The following is an 18,451-nucleotide window of genomic DNA, read 5'->3' as shown; positions in this document are numbered from 1 at the left end:
AAGGACCCGTCCATGCTCACCCGCCCGTCCCCCGTCGCCCCTCCCGCCGACGAGCAGCACTGGGTCGACACCGCCCGCGAACTCGCCACCGGCTTCGCCGCGACCGTCGCCGCCGACGATGCCGAAGCGCGCCTGCCTATCGAGCACCTGCGCGCTCTTTCGGCGTCGGGGCTGGATGTCGCGTTCCTGCCGCGCGAGCACGGCGGCGAGGCGCTGTCGTACGCGACGCTCGGCGCGGTCGTGCAGACGCTCGCCGCGGCCCACCCGGCCGTGGCCACCGTGTGGCTCATGCACCTCGGAGCGGCGCACGCCCTCGTGACTCTCTCCTCCGACGAACAGGCCGCCTTCTTCGCCGCAGAGCTGAAGGCCGGCAAGCGTTTCGCGAACGCCCTGAGCGAGCCAGCCGGGGGCAACCACTTCCTGGCATCCCAGCAGGATGCGGATGCGGTCGGCGAGGACTGGTCGCTGACCGGCCGCAAACTGTTCGTCTCGGGTTCCGAGGCGGCCGATCACCTGTTCCTGAACGCCCGGATCGACGGAGCCCCCGCCTTCTTCGGCGTCACCGTCGACGACACCGTCTCGTTCCCGGCGATCGAGGAGACGATGGGGATGCGGGCGACACGCAGCCGCACGATCCTCTTCGACGGCACGCCCCTGCTGCGCTCCCGGCTGACCGGGCCGCCGGCCCCCGACTACGCGAACCTCATCACGGTCGGCTTCGCGTTCCTCTCGCTCGGCATCGCCGCATCCGCGATCGACGCGATCGCGGTGACCGCGGGCAAGGTGCGCGGCGGCGCGAGCCTCGCCGATGCCACGTGGGTCCGCCAGGAGACCGGCATGGCGTGGGCAGAGCTCACCGCCGCGACGCTCATGGCCGAGCGCACGGCGTGGCTCGCCGATCAGCGCTCCCCCGAGGCGATGCCCGCGGCGACCGAGACGAAGATGCTGGCCAACGAGGTCGCCAAGCGCACGGCCGCCCTCGCGGTCCGCATCGGCGGCGGCGGCGGGTTCCTCGTCTCCTCCCCCATCCAGCGCATCTTCCGTGACGCGCAGGCGGGCGCGCTCATGGCCTACTCCGTTCCGTTCAGCTCCGAGCTCGTCGGAGGCTGGGTGCTGAGCGGGTGAGACCCCCGGGCGCTGCCTTCGCTCGGCGAAGCGGCGCCCGGGTCGGGGTGCGTGGCGGCGATGTTCCGCCCGAGGCACGCCGAGGACCCCCCTCCTCGGCGTTCCCGGCGGCCGTCGCCACGCATCCTTATGTTCGGCGTCCGGCCGTCTCGTCGTGAGCCCGGCCATGGATACGCTGGAATGATGAGCCTCATCGATCCCCGCGAGAAGGAAGCCCGCCGAAACGAGAAGTACCGGGGGAGCACGACGGCTCTGATCGCGACGCTCGTGTTCGGTGTCGCCTCGCTGGCGACCACGGCCCTCATCGGATTCGGCATCGGCGGCTTCGTCGATCAGTTCCGCGTGATGAGTCTCAACAGCGTCTTCAGCACGTGGGACACCGCCATCCCCGTCTGGCTGCGCGGCTGGTCACTGCCGATCGGCATCGTCGCCACGATCATCATGGTCGGCGGCTACAGCACCTGGAATCACCGCTACTCCGGACGCACCGACGGCTACGCGTTCCTCGGTCCTCTGCCCATCGTGCTGACCGGCCTCACCCTCGGCTCCTGGTACGCCACCACGCTGTGGACGAGCCCGGACGCGGTGGGCATCGCCGTCGACCCGACCTTCGGGCAGAACGAGAGCTGGGATGCGGGCGCGTGGATCATGTACGCCGCGCAGTGGTGGCTGCCGGGCATCTTCGCCCTTCTGACCCTGGTGACGCTGCTCGGTCGTCTGGGCGCCCAGAAGCGCCGCCGCCTCAACAACGAACTCGCCACGCAGCTGCTCCAGAGCGGTGCGACGGTCGAGGCAGAGATCACCGACGCCCCGCTTCGCGAGCCGAACTCCTCCCGGATGATGGCGGAGGTCACGCTGCGCTTCGAGGACGCCGAGGGCACGAGCCGCTGGGTGAAGTCCATCGTCGTCGTGCCGACGAAGCAGTTCCCCACCACCGGCTCGCACCGCCCTCTGCTCTTCGACCCGGCGGATGCGGGCAACGTCCAGCGCATCCTCTTCTCGCCGACCGGTGGAACCAAGCCCGGCGACTTCGTCTCCGTCTCCGCGGCCGACTGACCCGGCCCCCGCCCGGGGATGTCGGATGCGGCGCGTAGCCTGAGACCATGGCCACCCGTCGCCCCGCTCCCGCGCCCTTCCGCTGCACCGAATGCGGGTGGACGACGGCGAAGTGGGCCGGTCGCTGCGGCGAATGCCAGCAGTGGGGAACCGTCGTCGAGGCGGCGCAGCCGACCGGGGTGATGCGCTCGCTCACGCCCGTGAGCCCCACCGCGGCGCGCGCCGCCCGTCCGATCACCGAGCTCACCACCGCGGAGTCACCGCGGCGTGCGAGCGGGGTGGCCGAGTTCGACCGGGTGCTGGGCGGCGGCATCGTGCCGGGGGCTGCGATCCTGCTCTCCGGAGAGCCCGGCGTGGGCAAGTCGACCCTGCTGCTCGAGGTCGCGGCGCGCGCGGCGCGCGACGGACACCGGGTGCTCTACGTGAGCGCGGAGGAGTCGACCGCGCAGGTGCGACTGCGGGCCGAGCGCACGGGTGCGCTGCACGACGAGCTGTACCTCGCGAGCGAGACCGACCTCGCCACCCTCATCGGCCACATCGACGACGTCGAGCCGTCGTTGCTCATCGTCGACAGCGTGCAGACGGTCTCCTCCTCGCTCAGCGAGGGGCTCGCCGGTCATCCCAGCCAGGTGCGCGAGGTCGCGGCGACCCTCATCCGCATCGCGAAGGAGCGCGCCCTGCCGGTGCTCATCGTCGGCCACGTCACGAAAGACGGCTCGATCGCCGGCCCCCGCCTGCTCGAACACCTCGTCGATGTGGTCTGCCACTTCGAGGGCGACCGGCAGACCTCGCTGCGGTTCGTCCGGGCGCTCAAGAACCGCTTCGGCCCCACCGACGAGGTCGGCTGCTTCGAGATGACCGGAGACGGCATCAGCGAGGTCCCGGATCCCTCGGGCCTCTTCCTCAGCAAGGGTGCCCCGGTCAGCGGCACGTGCGTCACGGTCGCCCTCGAGGGCCGCCGCGCGCTGCCGGTCGAGATCCAGGCGCTCGTCGTGGCCGCATCCGGACCCAACCCGCGCCGCGTCGTGAACGGCGTCGAATCGTCACGGGTGGCGATGATCCTCGCCGTGCTCGAGCGCCGCACCGGACTGCGGGTCGGCGAGCGCGACATCTACGTCTCGACCGTCGGCGGCTTGAAGATCACCGAGCCCGCCACCGACCTGGCGATCGCCCTCGCCATCGCCAGTGCCGCGACCGACCGCCCCGTGGGGCACCAGGTGGCCGCGATCGGCGAGCTGAGTCTCACCGGCGAGGTGCGTCCGGTGGCCCAGCTCTCCCAGCGCCGCACCGAGGCCGGCCGCCTCGGCTACACGACGGTCATCGACTCCGGCGCGAAGGACCTGCTCTCCGCCCTCGGTCGGGTGCATATCCCCACCCCCGCCGCCTCGAACCGCTGACCCCGGCTCGGCTCCGCGCTTCGTGGCCGGGTGGGCGCCTCGTCCGCGGCTCCCCGCCCCCGCCCCGTGGGGGCACGCGTTCCCCTCTGCCGAACTGCGTCGCAGGTGCGCAACTGCCACACTTTTCCGCATCCGCTACAGAGGTTCACTGGCGCATCTGCGCAGAAGTGTGGCGCTCGCGGGGCCGCGAATCGGTGCGGCGCTCGCGGGCCAGGACCTTACCGCGCCTGGTGACGCGCGAAGGCCCCGCCGGCTCAGACCTCGAGTGCGGCCAGCAGGTCTCCGGGAGTCGCCTGCAGCGGATGCGGTCCCGCGATGTCGAAGAACACGGTCGTGATCTCCTCGCGGTGCGCGCTCAAGAAGCTCCGCAGCCAGTCGGGCCCCTGCAACCCGACCGTGGGCGGCAGTGTCTCGGGCTTGTGCGCGGCATCGCTGAACAGGAGCAGCGCGACCTGTCCCGTGTTGGGGTCTCGGTAGGTCCACACCTCGCCGGCATCCAGCGGGTTGTCGCTCTCACCGGTGCGCATGAGGGGGACGACCGTGGGCCCGTGCCGCAGCGCGAACGCCACGGCAGCCATGTCCTGCGTCTGCAGCGCATCGGTCAGCGCGGTGTTGCGGAACTCTAGCGGCGGCTGCTGCTTCTTCCCGCGCTTCTGCTTACCGGCCATCTCCCCAGCGTATCCGCCGCGTCGTCAGCGAAGCGGCATCCGCAGGCACACGAGGCGCTCCCTCGTCTCCCAGGATGCGACCTCGACGAACCCGCGGCTCCGGTAGAGCCCGAGGGCGTCACGACGCCAGTCCCACACCGAGAGTCGAAGGGATGCGGCCCCCGCCGCCGTCGCGCGTCGCACCGCTTCGGCGATCAGCGCCCCGCCCGCTCCGGCGCCGCGCGCGGCGGGGTCGACCCACAGTCGCTTGATCTCCGCATCCGCTCCCGCGATGCGCAGGATCACCATCCCGATGGCACGGTCGTCGGCCTCGGCCAGCAGGACATCCGAGCCCGGGAAGGCCGGCGCAGCGATCTCCGCGGCGTAGGCAGGAGCGAGCGGCCCGAACTCCTGCAGATCGTGCGCAACCTTCTCCGCCTCGGTGTGCTCGTGGTACGTGCGCAGGAGTTCGGACACCGCCGCGGCGTCGCCGGCGGAGGCGATGCGGACCACGGCACGACTCACCTCCCCATTCCACACCCGCCGGCACGGGAGAATGGACGGATGACCTGGAGCCTGCGTCCGAGCACCCCTGACGACGCGGCGTGGATCGCGGAGCTTCGCGCGGAGGTCATGCGGCCCGATCTCGAACGGCTCGACCGGTACGACCCGCTGTACGTGCGCCAGCGCTTCCTGAAGGCGTTCGACCCGGCTCTCACCCGCGTGATCGTGGTCGACGGAGAGGATGCGGGCAGCATCGCCGTGCGGCCCGCATCCGACGGCGTCTGGGTCGAGCACTTCTATCTCGCCACCGCCCACCAGGGTCGCGGAATCGGTTCCCGGGTGCTCTCGCTCGTGCTCGAAGAGCGCGCCGGCGAGGCACCGCTGCGGCTCAACGTGCTGCAGGGGTCGCCCGCCCGGCGCCTGTATGAGCGGCACGGCTTCGTGCTCTACCACGAAGACGAGATCGACGCATTCCTGCAACGGGAGCCGACCACGCCGCTAGCGTGACCGCATGCACCGCGATCGCATCATCGGCATCGTCGCCGCTGCCATCGGCCTCATCCTGGCGACCCTCTTCATGATCTGGGATCTCAACGGCGCGCCGTCGTGGCTGCACTACGTCTCTTGGATCGCCGGAGGCCTCAGTGGATGGGGGCTCGTGGTGGCCATCACGGCCGGCAAGCGCGGCATGAGGCCGTGAGCGTCAGCGCACCCGGTTGGCGGCGAGGAAGCCGGCCAACGCCTCCTCTGTCTCGCTGAGCGTGCGGATGCGGCCCGCCACCCGTTCGCGCATCTCTGCCACCCGGCCGAGCAGCTCCGCGTCACCGTGCGACTTCTCTCCCGTGGCGCAGGGAAGGACGGCCCGAACGTCGTCGCGCGTGAACCCGAGCTCGAACATGGCGTGGATCGTGGCGACCATCGGCACTGCCCGGTCCGAGTAGTGGCGGTAGCCGTTGTCGCCGCGCTGCGGACTGATGAGGCCCAGCTTCTCGTAGTGCCGGATCGAGCGCGCGCTGACGCCGCTCCGATCGCTCAACTCCCCGATGATCACGCGCGCCTCCCCCGACTTGACCTTGACACGATGTCAAAGCATATCGTGTCGAACGGCCCCGAGAGCGGGCCGGAGAGGCGGAGTTCATGTCGGAGCAGATCGAGGTCGACGGGCGGATGCGGACCTTCACCGTCGTCGGGGAACGGAGCGCAGGACAGGCCCTGATTCTCGTCTTTCACGGATCCAGGCAGTCGGGTGAGATCCATCGCTCGTTCACGGGCGGCGCGTACGACGCACTGGCCGACAAGGGTGCGCTCGTCGCCTACCTCGACGGCTACCGCGGCAACTGGAACGACGCGCGCCGCGAGAGCCGGTTCCCCGCGCGGCTCGCCGGAATCGACGATGTCACCTTCACGCGTGCCGTGATCGCCCGCCTCCACGAGACGCACGGCATCGACGAGAACCGTGTGTACGCGATCGGATACTCCAACGGCGGCCAGATGGTCATGCGCCTGCTTCACGAGGACGCGTCCCCGCTCGCCGGCGGCGCCATCGTCGCCGCCACACTGCCCGAACCCGACAGCTTCCTGCTGCCCCAGGTCGTTCCCGCGCCGCATCCGGTGCCGGTTCTCCTCGTGCACGGCACCGCGGATCCCGTGGTCCCCTACGCGGGCGGACGGATGCGGCGATGGGCGCAGCTCGTGTTCCGCGTCGGCGGCTCGTCCCTCTCCGCGCCCGAGACCGCCGCATACTTCGCCCGCCGCAACGGCATCACCTCGCCCCCGACGACACGGACGGATGTGGCACCCCATCCCGACGGCACGCGCGTCGAGCGCACCGACTGGCGCGAAGCGAGCCACCCGCCCGTCACGTTCGTCACCGTGCACGGCGGCGGCCACACCGTTCCCGGACCCCAGCCCGGGCCGCGCCTGATCGGCCGCACGGCCACGAGCATCTCGCTCGCCGACCTCGCCGCCGAGACGTTCGGGCTGGGCGGTTAGTTCAGCAGGAACTGCGCCGACTGTGCGGAGGGGATGCCGCCGATCGACACGGCCAGGTGGTACGAGGCCCCGCCGCCCGGCGCCTTGGGCCGGTTCGCGTTCTGGCAGGTGTCGACCGCGGACCTCGTCCGATCCCACGTGATGGGGGTCGCGCTCGTCACTTCCTGGCCCGCCGCGAGGGTCACGACCATGTCGCTGGGCTCGCTCTGGCAGTCGGTCGAGCGCCACCAGGTGTCTTCTCCTGAGGTGATCGTGAAGGTCTGGCTCGTCGTGCCGACGTTGATCGTGCAATCCGCGCCGGACGTGTTCTTCAGTCGGATTGAGAGCTGCGGATTCTGATCGGCGGCGTAGGTGGACTGGTTCGTCAACGCCTCCACGCTCACGTCCTTGTTCGTGCACGTGGGGATGCCGGCATCCGCAGCGTCGCCGGCGGCCGTCGCCTCGTCCGTCGGCGCATCGGTCGCCGGCGGATCGGTTGCGGCCGGCGTCGAGGAGTTCGAAGTCGGAGCGGGGGTGGATGCGGGCGTCGCGGGCGCGGCGGCGGAGTTCCACGGCTGAGCGATGAACAGCCACACCAGACCGACCACGACCAGCAGACCGATCAGCGCGACGAGGCGGCGACGGCGGTACACGGCCTTCGACGGGCGACGACGCGGGGTGGGAGAGCTCACGCATCCAGGCTACGTCGCACCCGGCGCCGCGCCCTGGCGGCTCTCCGCGCGCGAACCTCAGAGCTGCTTGAGCATCCTCGTGTTGCCGAGGGTGTTGGGCTTCACGTGCGCGAGGTCGAGGAACTCCGCGATGCCCTCGTCGGGGCTGCGCACCAGCTGCGAGTAGACGTCCGGGTCGACGACGTGTTCGCCGATCGGCGCGAAGCCGCGCCGCGTGAAGAAGTCGACCTCGAACGTGAGGCAGAACAGTCGCGAGAGCCCGAGCGTGCGCGCCTGCTCCTCGAGACCTTCCACGAGCGCCCGCCCGACACCGCGGTGCAGCCAGGCGTCGTCGACGATCAGCGTGCGGATCTCACCCAGGTCATCCCACATCACGTGGAGGGCGCCGCATCCGATGAGCTCGCCGTTCGCATCCTCCGCGACCAGGAACTGCTGCACCGCCTCGTAGAGCACGACGATGTCCTTGCCGAGCAGGATGCGGCGCTGCACGTACGGTTCCAGCATCCGGTGGATCGCACGCACATCTGCCGTCCGCGCCGGCCGCACGGTGAACTCGCTCACGGTGCAACCCTACGCCGGGATGCGGCACGAACGCCGAAGGGCCGGATGCGGTGTGCATCCGGCCCTTCGTGCGTGGGGTGTCAGCTTCCGGCGACGATGTCCGGCGTGGCCGAGATCTCACCGGCGACACTGGCGCCCAGCGCGACCTTCTCGCCGCGCGGAGCGATGTCGAACGTGAACCGGCCGCCCTCGGCGTCGACCTTCACGTGGTCGCCCGCGTTGAGCTCGCCGTGGAGGATCTTCTCGCTGAGCTGGTCCTCGACCTCGCGCTGCATCGCACGGCGCAGCGGACGCGCACCGAGCGTCGGGTCGAACCCGATCTCGATGAGGCGGTCCTTGGCTGCATCCGACAGCTCCACCGTGAGGTCGCGGTCGAGCAGACGCTCGGCGAGACGCTTGGTGAACAGACCCACGATCTGGCGCAGTTCCGTCTTGTTCAGCTGCGGGAAGACGATGACGTCGTCGACGCGGTTGAGGAACTCGGGCTTGAAGTGACGCTTCAGCTCCTCGTCGACCTTGCCCTTCATCCGCTCGTAGGTCGTCTGCGCGTTGCCCTCGACCTGGAACCCGACCGGGCCGCCGGCGATGGCCTGCGAACCGAGGTTGGTGGTCATGATGATGACCGTGTTCTTGAAGTCGACGACGCGGCCCTGACCGTCGGTCAGACGACCCTCCTCGAGGATCTGCAGCAGCGAGTTGAAGATGTCGGGGTGCGCCTTCTCGATCTCGTCGAACAGCACCACGGAGAACGGCTTGCGACGCACCTTCTCGGTGAGCTGGCCGCCCTCTTCGAAGCCGACGAACCCGGGAGGGGCACCGAATAGCCGCGACACGGTGTGCTTCTCACCGAACTCGCTCATGTCGAGCGAGATGAGCGCACCCTCGTCGTCGAACAGGAACTCCGCGAGGGCCTTGGCGAGCTCGGTCTTTCCGACACCCGTGGGGCCGGCGAAGATGAACGAGCCGCTGGGACGCTTCGGGTCCTTGAGGCCGGCGCGCTGACGACGGATCGTGCGGCTGAGGGCCGCGATCGCCTCTTCCTGGCCGATGACGCGCTGGTGCAGCGCCTTCTCCATGAAGACGAGGCGGCTGGTCTCCTCCTCGGTCAGCTTGAACACCGGGATGCCCGTGGCCTGGGCCAGCACCTCGGCGATCAGGCCCTCGTCGACGACCGCGGTGGTCGCGACGTCGCCGTTCTTCCACTGCTTCTCCAGGCGCAGCCGCTCAGCCAGCAGCGACTTCTCCTCGTCGCGCAGGGACGCGGCCTTCTCGAAGTCCTGCTCCTCGGATGCGGCTTCCTTCTGCTCGCGCACCTTGGCGATCTTCTCGTCGAACTCGCGCAGCTCCGGCGGGCTCGAGAGGATCGACAGACGCAGGCGGGCGCCGGCCTCGTCGATCAGGTCGATCGCCTTGTCGGGCAGGAAGCGGTCCGAGATGTACCGGTCGGCGAGGTTCGCGGCGGCGACGATCGCACCGTCCGTGATCTGCACCTTGTGGTGGGCCTCGTAGCGGTCGCGCAGCCCCTTCAGGATGTTGATCGCGTGAGGCAGGCTCGGCTCCGCGACCTGGATCGGCTGGAAGCGGCGCTCGAGGGCCGCATCCTTCTCGAAGTGCTTGCGGTACTCGTCGAGGGTCGTCGCGCCGATCGTCTGCAGCTCGCCGCGGGCGAGCAGCGGCTTCAGGATGGATGCGGCGTCGATCGCGCCCTCGGCGGCACCCGCACCCACGAGGGTGTGGATCTCGTCGATGAAGACGATGATGTCGCCACGGGTGCGGATCTCCTTGGTGACCTTCTTCAGGCGCTCCTCGAAGTCGCCGCGGTAGCGGGAGCCGGCGATGAGCGAGCCGAGATCGAGCGAGTAGACCTGCTTGTCCTTCAGCGTCTCGGGCACGTCGCCCTTCACGATCGCCTGCGCGAGCCCCTCGACGACGGCCGTCTTGCCGACGCCGGGCTCACCGATGAGGACCGGGTTGTTCTTGGAGCGGCGCGAGAGGATCTGCATCACGCGCTCGATCTCCTTCTCGCGCCCGATGACCGGGTCGAGCTTGTTGTCGCGCGCGGCCTGGGTGAGGTTGCGGCCGAACTGGTCGAGCACGGCCGAGCCGCCCTGCGCACCGGTCGTGGCCTGCTCGCCGGCGCCGGTGGCGACGCCCGCGGGCTCCTTGCCCTGGTAGCCGCTCAGCAGCTGGATGACCTGCTGGCGCACCTTGTTGAGGTCGGCGCCGAGCTTGACGAGCACCTGGGCTGCGACGCCTTCGCCCTCGCGGATGAGGCCGAGCAGGATGTGCTCGGTGCCGATGTAGTTGTGGCCCAGCTGCAGCGCCTCGCGCAGGCTCAGCTCGAGAACCTTCTTGGCGCGCGGTGTGAAGGGAATGTGGCCGGTCGGCTGCTGCTGACCCTGGCCGATGATGTCCTGGACCTGCTCGCGCACGGCGTCGAGCGAGATGCCCAGACTCTCGAGCGCCTTGGCGGCGACGCCCTCGCCCTCATGAATGAGACCGAGCAGGATGTGCTCGGTACCGATGTAGTTGTGGTTGAGCATCTTCGCCTCTTCCTGGGCGAGCACAACCACGCGACGGGCTCGGTCGGTGAATCTCTCGAACATCGCGGCTACTCCTCCGGCGCCAGATGACGCCAACATCGGGCGCACCCTCCGGCGCGCTGTACATCGAGGCTAACCAGAGCACGGATGCGGCAAGCCCGTGTTCGCCGTGGGCGCACCGCATCCGACGCTTGCGGTCGCATCCGCCATGCCATATCGTTTTTCGATAACAACGATATTCGATATGCCAGGGAGGATCTCATGACCACCCCCACTCAAGCCCGCGTGCTTCGCGGCAGCGACATCGCCGCGATGTGGATCTTCGTCGGCGCAGGTATCGCCGTCGTCGGCATCACGCTGTTCTTCGCGATCGAGCGGATCGTCGACGCACTGAGCGGCAAGGCGCTTCCCGTGGAGGCGCTGTTTTCCGACACCACGGTCACCGCTCCGATCGGCCCGGACGGCGCGATGCGCGACGTCGTGCTCGAACGCGGGTGGATCACCCCGAACAGCCTCTCGGTCGCCGGCACGGGCGCGCTGGTGATCCAGCAGCTCGTGCTCGCCGCATCCGTCACCGCGGTCGTCGTGTGCCTGCTGCTGGTGACGCTGTCGGTCATGCGGGGGCGCGTGTTCAACGGTCGCAACACCGTGCTCGTCGTGGCCGCGGGCGCGTCGGGTCTCGCTGGGCTGTTCGGAGTCCCGTTCTTCGGCAACATGGTCGCCAACGATGCCTTCCGCGACATCTCGCAGGGCACGTTCGACAATCCCGTCATGAGCGTGGACTTGCCACCGGTCATCCTCGCCGCCTTCATCGTCGCGATGGCCAGCACCGTGTTCACGGTCGGCGACCGGCTGCAGCGCGACACCGAGGGCCTGGTATGAGCCCCGCCGAGGACGACGGCCCGAGCGGTGTGCACTGCCGACTCGACGAGCTGCTGACCGAGCGCGGGATGACCCTGGCGGAGCTGTCCCGCGTGGTGGGCGTGTCGGTGGTGAACCTGTCGGTGCTGAAGAACGACCGGGCCCGCGCCATCCGGTACTCGACGCTGTCGGCGATCTGCCGCGCCCTCGACTGCGAGATCGGCGACCTCCTCGTCCGCCAGGACTGACCCTGCCCCGGGGTGCTCCCACCAGATCATTCCCCTGTCACAGATCGACCCCTACGCGGAGATCTGTGACAGGGGAACAGCGCTTCCACCTGCTCGCCTGTCACAGATCGCGCAATCGCCGTCGATCTGTGACAGGCGAGCACGATGTCCGCGACGCGAACGACGTCACCATCGAGACGCGAGCGCTCTACGCACGCGCAACATGAGGCGCCCCGGCTGCTCGAAGACGTCCTGCTTGGTCGCCCGGATGACGAGCCAGCCGGCCGCGGCCAGCCGCTCATAGCGCTCGATATCCCACGCCCACTGGCGCGAATCACGCAGATGATGCTCACCCTCGTACTCGAACGCGATCCGACGCTCCGGATAGGCGAGGTCGACACAGGCGACGTACTCGCCGTCGGCGAACACATCGACATTCAGTTGCGGTTCTGGCAGGCCGGCATCCACGATCGTGAGTCGCAGCCAGGTCTCCGGCCGCGATCCCGACCTTGCCCGCATGCGCGGCAGCGCCTCGCGCAGGCGCGCCACACCCACCCTCCGTCCCGCATCCACGGCCCGGCTCAGCTCAGGGAAAGACGCCAGCGGCTCCACGCGCCAGTCGCGGAGCACCGCGTCACCGACGGCCACGACGTCGTAGGGATGCGGCAGTGATGCGGCCAGCATCGCCCAGGTCGTCGCTGGGGAGGTGAGACGCAGGCCAGTTTCGCGATGCAGGACCACCGAGGTGAGATCGGGAACCGCTTGATGCCCGGCCACGCCGCGCCCCCGCGGAGGGCGCCTCGGAGCCAGCACCCCCACGTGCACCTCATCTTCCCGAAGCAGGCGAGGCGGCAACGGTAGCCCGAGGAGAACCGCCGCCGTGACGTGAGTGAAGAACTCATGTGCGCCCATGTGAGGCGAGAAATCCAAGGCTCGTGCGATCTGGCGAGCCTCGTGGACGCCAAGAAGGCCGCCGCGCCACTCCGCAGGCAGTTCACGCTCCCTCGCCCGCACCCCGTGGAACGGTCGCAGCAGATCGGACGCACGTAGCGTCGACTCCGAAACGCCGAGCTTCCGTGCGGCACCCACACGGAAGGCGGGTCCGAGATCGTAGGGGATGCGTCCAGACACGGCTCCACACTGGATGCGCGCCGGATCGCGGGCACATCATCCCCAGGTCGCCACGCCGAGGCGAGCACGTGTGGAGGAACGCACGCGCGCCGCGCGGTGCTCACGCCGCCCCGAGGTTCCCCTGTCACAGATCGAGCCGAAACGATCCGTTTGGGACAGGCGAGCATCAGAACCAGCCGCTCGCCTGTCACAGACCAAGCCGATGTCCTCGATCTGTGACAGGCGAAGCAATCGCCGAGGGACCCGAAACGCCACCATTAGGGGGAGACGGGCAACACGCATCCCTCGAGAACCCCGCGGCAGGCGCGAGGCACCACATCACGCGGTCCGGGACACCGCACCACCCCGGCCCGGAGCCGCCCCGGGGCCGGGGCCGCGGCCGGCGAGGTCAGAGGACGGGGACGCGGGTGTTGTCGAACGTGTCGCCGACGAGCACGAGCTCGATGCCGGGGCCTTCGGCCACATCCTCGGCGACGCCGAGAAGCGCGCGGGGGGCCATGTCCATCGTGCAGGCGCGATCCGCGGACGGGGTCTGGAACGTCACCGTGATCTCGGTGTCCGCCGTCTTCTCGATCGTGTCCACGACGGGCGCGCAGGAGGAGGAGCCCCATGTCACGAGCGCGAATCCGCCCGAGGTGAGCCAGCCCGCGCTCGGCATGAAGTCGGTCTGCGACCCGGGCCCCGCGAGCCCCTCCGCACCGGGCAGCTCGATACTGCCGGATGCGTTGCCGAAGGCCACGTCCACGCGCGTCGCCTGCGCGGGATCGACGCCCGCAGGCACTCCCACGAGCGTGACGCGCTGAGCGATGTCGGCGGTGCAGGGTCGGTCGGCGTCGGTGGCAGGGTCGGCCAGCGTCACCGAGACGACGCCGTCGGCGAGAACGGCCTCCTCGGCGACCGGCACGCAGGTGGAGCTGCCCTCGGTCACGAGCGCGATCATCCGGCCACCGTCGACCCACCCCGCATTCAGCTGCAGGTCGGCGACGGCCGACTCGCCGGGCGCGGGTTCGCCGACGCATCCGGCGAGCATGCCGGCGGCGATCAGCAACGAGCCGGTGACGGTGAGCAGGGTCCTGGTGCGGCGCATGACGGCTCCCCCTCGGAGATCTGCGGATGCGGCCGCGACGCGGCCTCCTGGCTCTCATCCTGTCCGAGTGGCCTGCGCATCACCGGAAAGACCGGTAACGGCCCGGTCACGATCGCCGCTACTGCAGGGCGGACGTCAACCGGGCGAGGTTGTCGAGCACCGTCGAGCGCAGGGGCTGGCGCAGCCACTCCTCGAGGGTGAGCTCGGTGCTGAGGTTGCGGTAGTGGTCCTCGACCTGCCGCATCTCGTCCACGAACTCCTCGCCCCGCACGAGCATCGAGATCTCCATGTTGAGACCGAACGAGCGCATGTCCATGTTGCTCGATCCGATGACGGCGACCTCGTCGTCGATCGTCATGGCCTTGGTGTGCAGGATGTAGGGCTTGCGGTACATCCAGATGCGCACGCCCGCGCGCAGCAGCACCTCGTAGTAGCTGCGCTGAGCGTGGTAGACCATCGCCTGGTCGCCCTCTTCGGAGACGAAGAGCTCGACCTCGACACCGCGGTGGCAGGCGGTCGTGATGGCGTTGAGGATGGACTCGTCCGGCACGAAGTACGGGCTGACGAGGATGATCCGCTCCTCCGCGGCGTACATGAGCCCGAGGAAGAGGCGCAGGTTGTTCTCGAACTCGAATCCCGGACCGCTCGGCACGATCTGACAATCGAGATCACCGGTGGCCTGGCGCAGGTCGAACTCGTCGACCTCCTCCGTCAGCAGTTCGTCGGTCTCGCTGTACCAGTCGGACAGGAAGACGGCGTTGACGCTGCCGACGACGGGCCCCTCGAGGCGAACCATGAGGTCGACCCAGTGCAGACCGCGGCGGATGTTCTTGCGCAGGTTGTACGTCGAATCGGTGACGTTCTGCGAACCCATGAAGGCGATGTCACCGTCGATGACGAGGAGCTTGCGGTGATTGCGCAGGTCGGGACGCTGATACTTGCCGCGCAGCGGCTGCACGGGCAGCATCAGATGCCACTGGGCCCCCATCGCGTCGAGGCGCTTCAGCGTGCGCCGGTAGAACGGCTTGCCCCGGTTGGCCCAGTGATCCAGCAGCACGCGTACGGTGACGCCCCGCTCGCGGACCTCCTCGAGCGCGCGGAAAAAGTTGTCGGTCGCGGCATCCGACTGAAGGATGTAGAACTCGACGTGCACGTAACGCCGGGCGCTGCGGATGGCGTCGGCCATCGCGTCGAGGCTCTCCTGATAGTCGGCGATCAGGTGCGCCTCGTTGTCACCGGAGAGCGGCATGGCCCCGAGGTTCGTGTTCAGCCGCACGAGCGAGGTGAACCAACCCGGCGCGCCGGGACGCAGCGTGCCGTGATCGAGTCCCGCCGTGGCCTGCTGGATGTACTCGTTGATCGCGCGCTGCTTCCGCCGGCGCTTGCGCGGCAGCCGCGGCGTGCCGATCACCAGGAACAGCACGACCCCGATCACGGGGATGAAGTAGATCGCGAGCAACCAGGCCATGGCCGCCGTGGGGCGTCGATTACGGGGGACGATGATGATCGCGGCGATGCGGATCACGACGTCGAAGACGAAGACGGCGATCAGCCACCACGATCCGAGATCGATGTCGATGTTGATCATGCCGTCTCCCCCGCCCGCATCCTGCTCAGCGTAGTGGCAGGGCGCAGGATGGCCGCGTGGTGGACGCTCAGTGGTCGGAGGCGACCGGGGGCAGACCGCGCTTCGCGCGCTCCTCGGCCTCGATCTGCGAATACACGCGACGCTCGGTGCGGTCCATGCGCAGGATCGAACGCACGATGAAGAAGAACGTCGCCGTCACGACGATGGTCGGCAGAATCGACCACAGCGCCGCGACCCAGATGTTCTCCACGCCTCCATCGTACGCGACGGCTTCTCCACACCGGCCGGGTCCCGGCGCGGCGGCCTGTGTGTTCGGCTCCGGCCGGCCGCGAGAGCGCAGCCTCGACCCATGACAACGATCATCAAGGCCCGGGATGCGGCCGACTTCCTCTCTCTCGTTCCACGGCTGCTCGGCTACGAGCCGCGACGCAGCGTGGTGCTGATCCCCTTCAGCGCGGGGCGCACCGGCGGCGGACTGCGCGTCGATCTACCGCACGCGGCGGCCGACACGGATGCGGTGGCCTCGACACTCATCGGCTTCGCCTGCCGAGTCGAGCACACCGACGCCTACGCCGTGCTCGTGTATGACGACGCCGATGCCGTGACGCACGCGGAGCTCGTCGCAGCCTTGGAGGTCAGGGCGCAGGCGTGCGGGCTGCGACGCATCGACGCGCTGCACATCTCGTCCGGGCGCTGGCGCTCCTACCTGGATCCCGCACTCGGCGGGACGATCGCGGGAGATCCGGATGCGGGCACGAACCGCCCCGCCGCCGACCAGGGCGCCGGAGCCTCGCTGCCGCACGTCGACTTCGCGCGGAGCGAGAGGGTCGGCCGGGCGCTGACGGAATGCGCCCGCGCGCTGGAGTGGGTGCTGAACGGGTCGCGCCCGGCGGACGCCCGCATCCATCCCGATGCTCTCGTCGCATCGCTCGCTCTGGAGGATCTGCCCGCCTTCTTCGAGTCCTGGATCCCGTCGCACGGCGCGGTGCCGCCGCCGGGCGACGGGACGGACGCAGAGCACGTCGACGTGCAGGATCTCGCGCTGCTGATCTGGTGCCTCGCGCGTCCCGCGCTCCGCGACATCGCGCTGGCGACATGGGTGCGCGGAGTCGACGGCGGGGACGCCGCCCTCACCGCCCAGCAGGAGTGGGAGGCCGGTGTCGCGTACCCGGACGAGCTGGGCGCGTGGATGATGGGCGAGGGTCCCCGCCCCGACGTCGATCGCCTCACGGGGGCCCTCGAGGTCTGCCGGCTCGCGGCCGCATCCGCTCCCGCCGCGTATCGACCCGGGATCCTGGCGGCGAGCGCCTGGCTTTCCTGGGCTCTCGGGCGCTCCACCCACGCCGCGCGCTACTGCGAACAGGCACTCGCGATCGACGCGGAGCACGGCCTGTCGCTCATCGTGTTGTCGATGGTCGACGCGGGCCATCTGCCCGATTGGGCGTTCCGGGCTCAGCCCGGCTGACTCACTTGACGAGCGGGAAGAGGATGGTCTCGCGGATACCGAGGCCGATGACGGCCATCAGCAGTCGGTCGATGCCCATGCCCATGCCGCCCATGGGCGGCATGCCGTGCTCCATCGCCCGCAGGAACTCCTCGTCGATGCGCATGGCCTCGTCGTCGCCGCGCGCGGCGAGCTTCGCCTGCTCGACGAAGCGCTCGCGCTGGATGACCGGGTCGATGAGCTCGGAGTACCCGGTGGCGAGCTCGAAGCCGCGCACGTAGAGGTCCCACTTCTCCACGACACCGGGGATTGAGCGGTGCTCGCGCACGAGCGGGCTGGTGTCGAGCGGGAAGTCCATGACGAACGTCGGGCGCACCAGGTGCGTCTTGACGAAGTGCTCCCACAGCTCTTCGACGTACTTGCCGTGGGTCGCGTGCGGCGGCTCGTCGACGCCGGCGGCCTCGGCGATGCGGGCGAGCTCGGCGACGGGCGTCTGCGGGGTGATGGGCTCGGCGTCGATCTCGGATGCGGCGAGCGCCTCGTTGAGCGAGTCGTACATCGAGATGCGGTCCCAATTGCCGCCGAGGTCGTACTCGGTGCCGTCGGCCCAGGTCACGACGTGGCCCGCCTCCGGACGCCCGGCGAGACGGTTCGTGGCCGCGGCGGCGTTCTGGATGAGTTCCTGAGTAAGGTCGGCGATGCCGTTGTAGTCGCTGTACGACTCATAGGCCTCGAGCATCGCGAACTCGGGGCTGTGGGTCGAGTCGGCGCCCTCGTTGCGGAAGTTGCGGTTGATCTCGAACACCCGATCGAGCCCGCCGACGACGGCGCGCTTGAGGAAGAGCTCAGGGGCGATGCGCAGGTACAGCTCGGTGTCGAAGGCGTTGGAGTGCGTCACGAACGGACGCGCCGACGCGCCACCGTGCTGCACCTGCAACATGGGCGTCTCGACCTCGATGAAGTCGTGTCCGGCGAAGGTCTCGCGCAGGCTCGCGTTGACCGCGGCGCGGGTGCGCACGGTCGTCCGCGCCTGGTCGCGCACGATGAGATCGAGGAAGCGCGAGCGTACGCGCGTCTCCTCGTTCAGCTCGGAGTGGAGGTTCGGCAGCGGCAGCAGCGCCTTCGAGGCGATCTGCCAGTCGTCCACCATGATGGACAGTTCGCCGCGGCGGCTGGAGATGACCTGGCCGCGCACGAACACGTGGTCGCCGAGGTCGACGAGCTCCTTCCAGCGCTGGAGTGACTCCTCGCCGACGGCGGCGAGCGAGACCATGGCCTGGATGCGGCTGCCGTCACCCGACTGCAACGACGCGAAGCAGAGCTTGCCGGTGTTGCGGCTGAAGACGACGCGACCGGCGACGCCGGCGATGACGCCGGTCTCCTCGCCCGCCTCGAGGGCGGCGAAGCGCTCGCGCAGCGCGGGGATCGTGTCGGTCACCGCGACCGAGACCGGATAGGCGCCGCCGGCCGCATCCGTCCGCTCTGCGATGAGTCGCTCGCGCTTGGCCAGGCGCACCGCCTTCTGCTCGAAGACGTCCTCTTCGGGGGTCTCGGCGGGCGCGGCATTCTCGGGCTGAGAGGTCATCGTGGGGGCTCCTCGGAAGTCGCCGTCAAGTC

At 69.5% G+C, this 18,451-nt stretch carries 20 protein-coding genes; 9 read left to right on the top strand and 11 right to left on the bottom strand.

Going from position 1 to position 18,451, the window contains the following annotated elements; genetic code table 11:
* Positions 1 to 12 precede the first annotated feature (12 nt).
* The 3 genes from KYX17_RS25205 to radA all read left to right on the top strand — a co-directional run bounded on the left by KYX17_RS25205 (position 13) and on the right by radA (position 3,578).
* The gene (locus KYX17_RS25205; RefSeq protein ID WP_243230988.1) at positions 13 to 1,125 is read left to right on the top strand and encodes an acyl-CoA dehydrogenase family protein; all 1,113 of its coding nucleotides are present in this window, start codon (positions 13 to 15) and stop codon (positions 1,123 to 1,125) included.
* A 183-nt stretch (positions 1,126 to 1,308) separates the two neighbouring features.
* Positions 1,309 to 2,181: a hypothetical protein gene (locus KYX17_RS25200; RefSeq protein ID WP_243230987.1), complete on the top strand. Its 873-nt coding sequence runs from the start codon at positions 1,309 to 1,311 to the stop codon at positions 2,179 to 2,181.
* 47 nt (positions 2,182 to 2,228) lie between these two features.
* A complete protein-coding gene (gene radA / locus KYX17_RS25195; RefSeq protein ID WP_243230986.1) occupies positions 2,229 to 3,578 on the top strand; it encodes a DNA repair protein RadA in 1,350 nt (449 codons plus the stop codon).
* 254 nt (positions 3,579 to 3,832) lie between these two features.
* Here radA and KYX17_RS25190 read toward each other — a convergent pair whose 3' ends face one another.
* Positions 3,833 to 4,246 (bottom strand): dehydrogenase, encoded by a 414-nt coding sequence (locus tag KYX17_RS25190; protein ID WP_243230979.1) that lies wholly within the window; start codon positions 4,244 to 4,246, stop codon positions 3,833 to 3,835.
* A 24-nt stretch (positions 4,247 to 4,270) separates the two neighbouring features.
* Positions 4,271 to 4,750 carry a GNAT family N-acetyltransferase gene (locus KYX17_RS25185; protein WP_243230978.1) on the bottom strand — a complete coding sequence of 160 codons (480 nt, stop codon included), beginning with the start codon at positions 4,748 to 4,750 and terminating at the stop codon, positions 4,271 to 4,273.
* A gap of 39 nt (positions 4,751 to 4,789) precedes the next feature.
* Between KYX17_RS25185 and KYX17_RS25180 the strand changes: the two genes are divergently transcribed.
* Complete coding sequence (locus tag KYX17_RS25180; protein WP_243230973.1) at positions 4,790 to 5,236, top strand: GNAT family N-acetyltransferase; 447 nt, start codon at positions 4,790 to 4,792, stop codon at positions 5,234 to 5,236.
* 4 nt (positions 5,237 to 5,240) lie between these two features.
* Positions 5,241 to 5,429: a hypothetical protein gene (locus tag KYX17_RS25175; RefSeq protein WP_243230971.1), complete on the top strand. Its 189-nt coding sequence runs from the start codon at positions 5,241 to 5,243 to the stop codon at positions 5,427 to 5,429.
* A gap of 3 nt (positions 5,430 to 5,432) precedes the next feature.
* On the opposite strand, the gene KYX17_RS25170 is transcribed toward KYX17_RS25175, so the two are convergent.
* A complete protein-coding gene (locus KYX17_RS25170) occupies positions 5,433 to 5,780 on the bottom strand; it encodes a MerR family transcriptional regulator (protein WP_243230969.1) in 348 nt (115 codons plus the stop codon).
* Positions 5,781 to 5,866: 86 nt separating this feature from the next.
* Between KYX17_RS25170 and KYX17_RS25165 the strand changes: the two genes are divergently transcribed.
* The gene (locus tag KYX17_RS25165) at positions 5,867 to 6,721 is read left to right on the top strand and encodes a PHB depolymerase family esterase (protein ID WP_243230967.1); all 855 of its coding nucleotides are present in this window, start codon (positions 5,867 to 5,869) and stop codon (positions 6,719 to 6,721) included.
* On the opposite strand, the gene KYX17_RS25160 is transcribed toward KYX17_RS25165, so the two are convergent.
* From KYX17_RS25160 to KYX17_RS25150, 3 genes are all read right to left on the bottom strand, one after another.
* Positions 6,718 to 7,392, bottom strand: a complete 675-nt coding sequence (locus KYX17_RS25160; protein ID WP_243230964.1) for a hypothetical protein — start codon at positions 7,390 to 7,392, stop codon at positions 6,718 to 6,720. The genes KYX17_RS25165 and KYX17_RS25160 overlap by 4 nt on opposite strands.
* Positions 7,393 to 7,449: 57 nt before the next feature.
* Positions 7,450 to 7,953 carry an amino-acid N-acetyltransferase gene (locus KYX17_RS25155; protein ID WP_243230962.1) on the bottom strand — a complete coding sequence of 168 codons (504 nt, stop codon included), beginning with the start codon at positions 7,951 to 7,953 and terminating at the stop codon, positions 7,450 to 7,452.
* Positions 7,954 to 8,033: 80 nt separating this feature from the next.
* Positions 8,034 to 10,559, bottom strand: coding sequence for an ATP-dependent Clp protease ATP-binding subunit (locus tag KYX17_RS25150; RefSeq protein WP_243230960.1), 2,526 nt, complete (start codon positions 10,557 to 10,559; stop codon positions 8,034 to 8,036).
* Between the two features lie 198 nt (positions 10,560 to 10,757).
* On the opposite strand from KYX17_RS25150, the gene KYX17_RS25145 reads away from it, so the two are divergent.
* On the top strand, positions 10,758 to 11,378 hold the full coding sequence (locus KYX17_RS25145; RefSeq protein ID WP_243230959.1) for a hypothetical protein: 621 nt from the start codon (positions 10,758 to 10,760) through the stop codon (positions 11,376 to 11,378).
* On the top strand, positions 11,375 to 11,605 hold the full coding sequence (locus KYX17_RS25140; protein WP_243230958.1) for a helix-turn-helix transcriptional regulator: 231 nt from the start codon (positions 11,375 to 11,377) through the stop codon (positions 11,603 to 11,605). The genes KYX17_RS25145 and KYX17_RS25140 overlap by 4 nt, the downstream gene beginning before the upstream one ends.
* A 165-nt stretch (positions 11,606 to 11,770) precedes the next feature.
* Here KYX17_RS25140 and KYX17_RS25135 read toward each other — a convergent pair whose 3' ends face one another.
* From KYX17_RS25135 to KYX17_RS25120, 4 genes are all read right to left on the bottom strand, one after another.
* Positions 11,771 to 12,268 carry an endonuclease domain-containing protein gene (locus KYX17_RS25135; RefSeq protein ID WP_243230957.1) on the bottom strand — a complete coding sequence of 166 codons (498 nt, stop codon included), beginning with the start codon at positions 12,266 to 12,268 and terminating at the stop codon, positions 11,771 to 11,773.
* Between the two features lie 835 nt (positions 12,269 to 13,103).
* Positions 13,104 to 13,802: a hypothetical protein gene (locus KYX17_RS25130; protein WP_243230956.1), complete on the bottom strand. Its 699-nt coding sequence runs from the start codon at positions 13,800 to 13,802 to the stop codon at positions 13,104 to 13,106.
* A 118-nt stretch (positions 13,803 to 13,920) separates the two neighbouring features.
* A complete protein-coding gene (cls, locus tag KYX17_RS25125) occupies positions 13,921 to 15,390 on the bottom strand; it encodes a cardiolipin synthase (protein ID WP_243230955.1) in 1,470 nt (489 codons plus the stop codon).
* 67 nt (positions 15,391 to 15,457) lie between these two features.
* Positions 15,458 to 15,640, bottom strand: coding sequence for a hypothetical protein (locus KYX17_RS25120; protein WP_243230952.1), 183 nt, complete (start codon positions 15,638 to 15,640; stop codon positions 15,458 to 15,460).
* A 99-nt stretch (positions 15,641 to 15,739) separates the two neighbouring features.
* Between KYX17_RS25120 and KYX17_RS25115 the strand changes: the two genes are divergently transcribed.
* A complete protein-coding gene (locus KYX17_RS25115; RefSeq protein WP_243230951.1) occupies positions 15,740 to 16,855 on the top strand; it encodes a DUF4192 family protein in 1,116 nt (371 codons plus the stop codon).
* 1 nt (position 16,856) lies between these two features.
* On the opposite strand, the gene lysS is transcribed toward KYX17_RS25115, so the two are convergent.
* Positions 16,857 to 18,419 (bottom strand): lysine--tRNA ligase, encoded by a 1,563-nt coding sequence (lysS, locus tag KYX17_RS25110; protein ID WP_243230950.1) that lies wholly within the window; start codon positions 18,417 to 18,419, stop codon positions 16,857 to 16,859.
* Between the last annotated feature and the right edge of the window lie 32 nt (positions 18,420 to 18,451).

This window comes from Microbacterium sp. CIAB417 (genome assembly GCF_022788845.1).
This window is presented reverse-complemented; position numbering and strand designations above follow the sequence as displayed.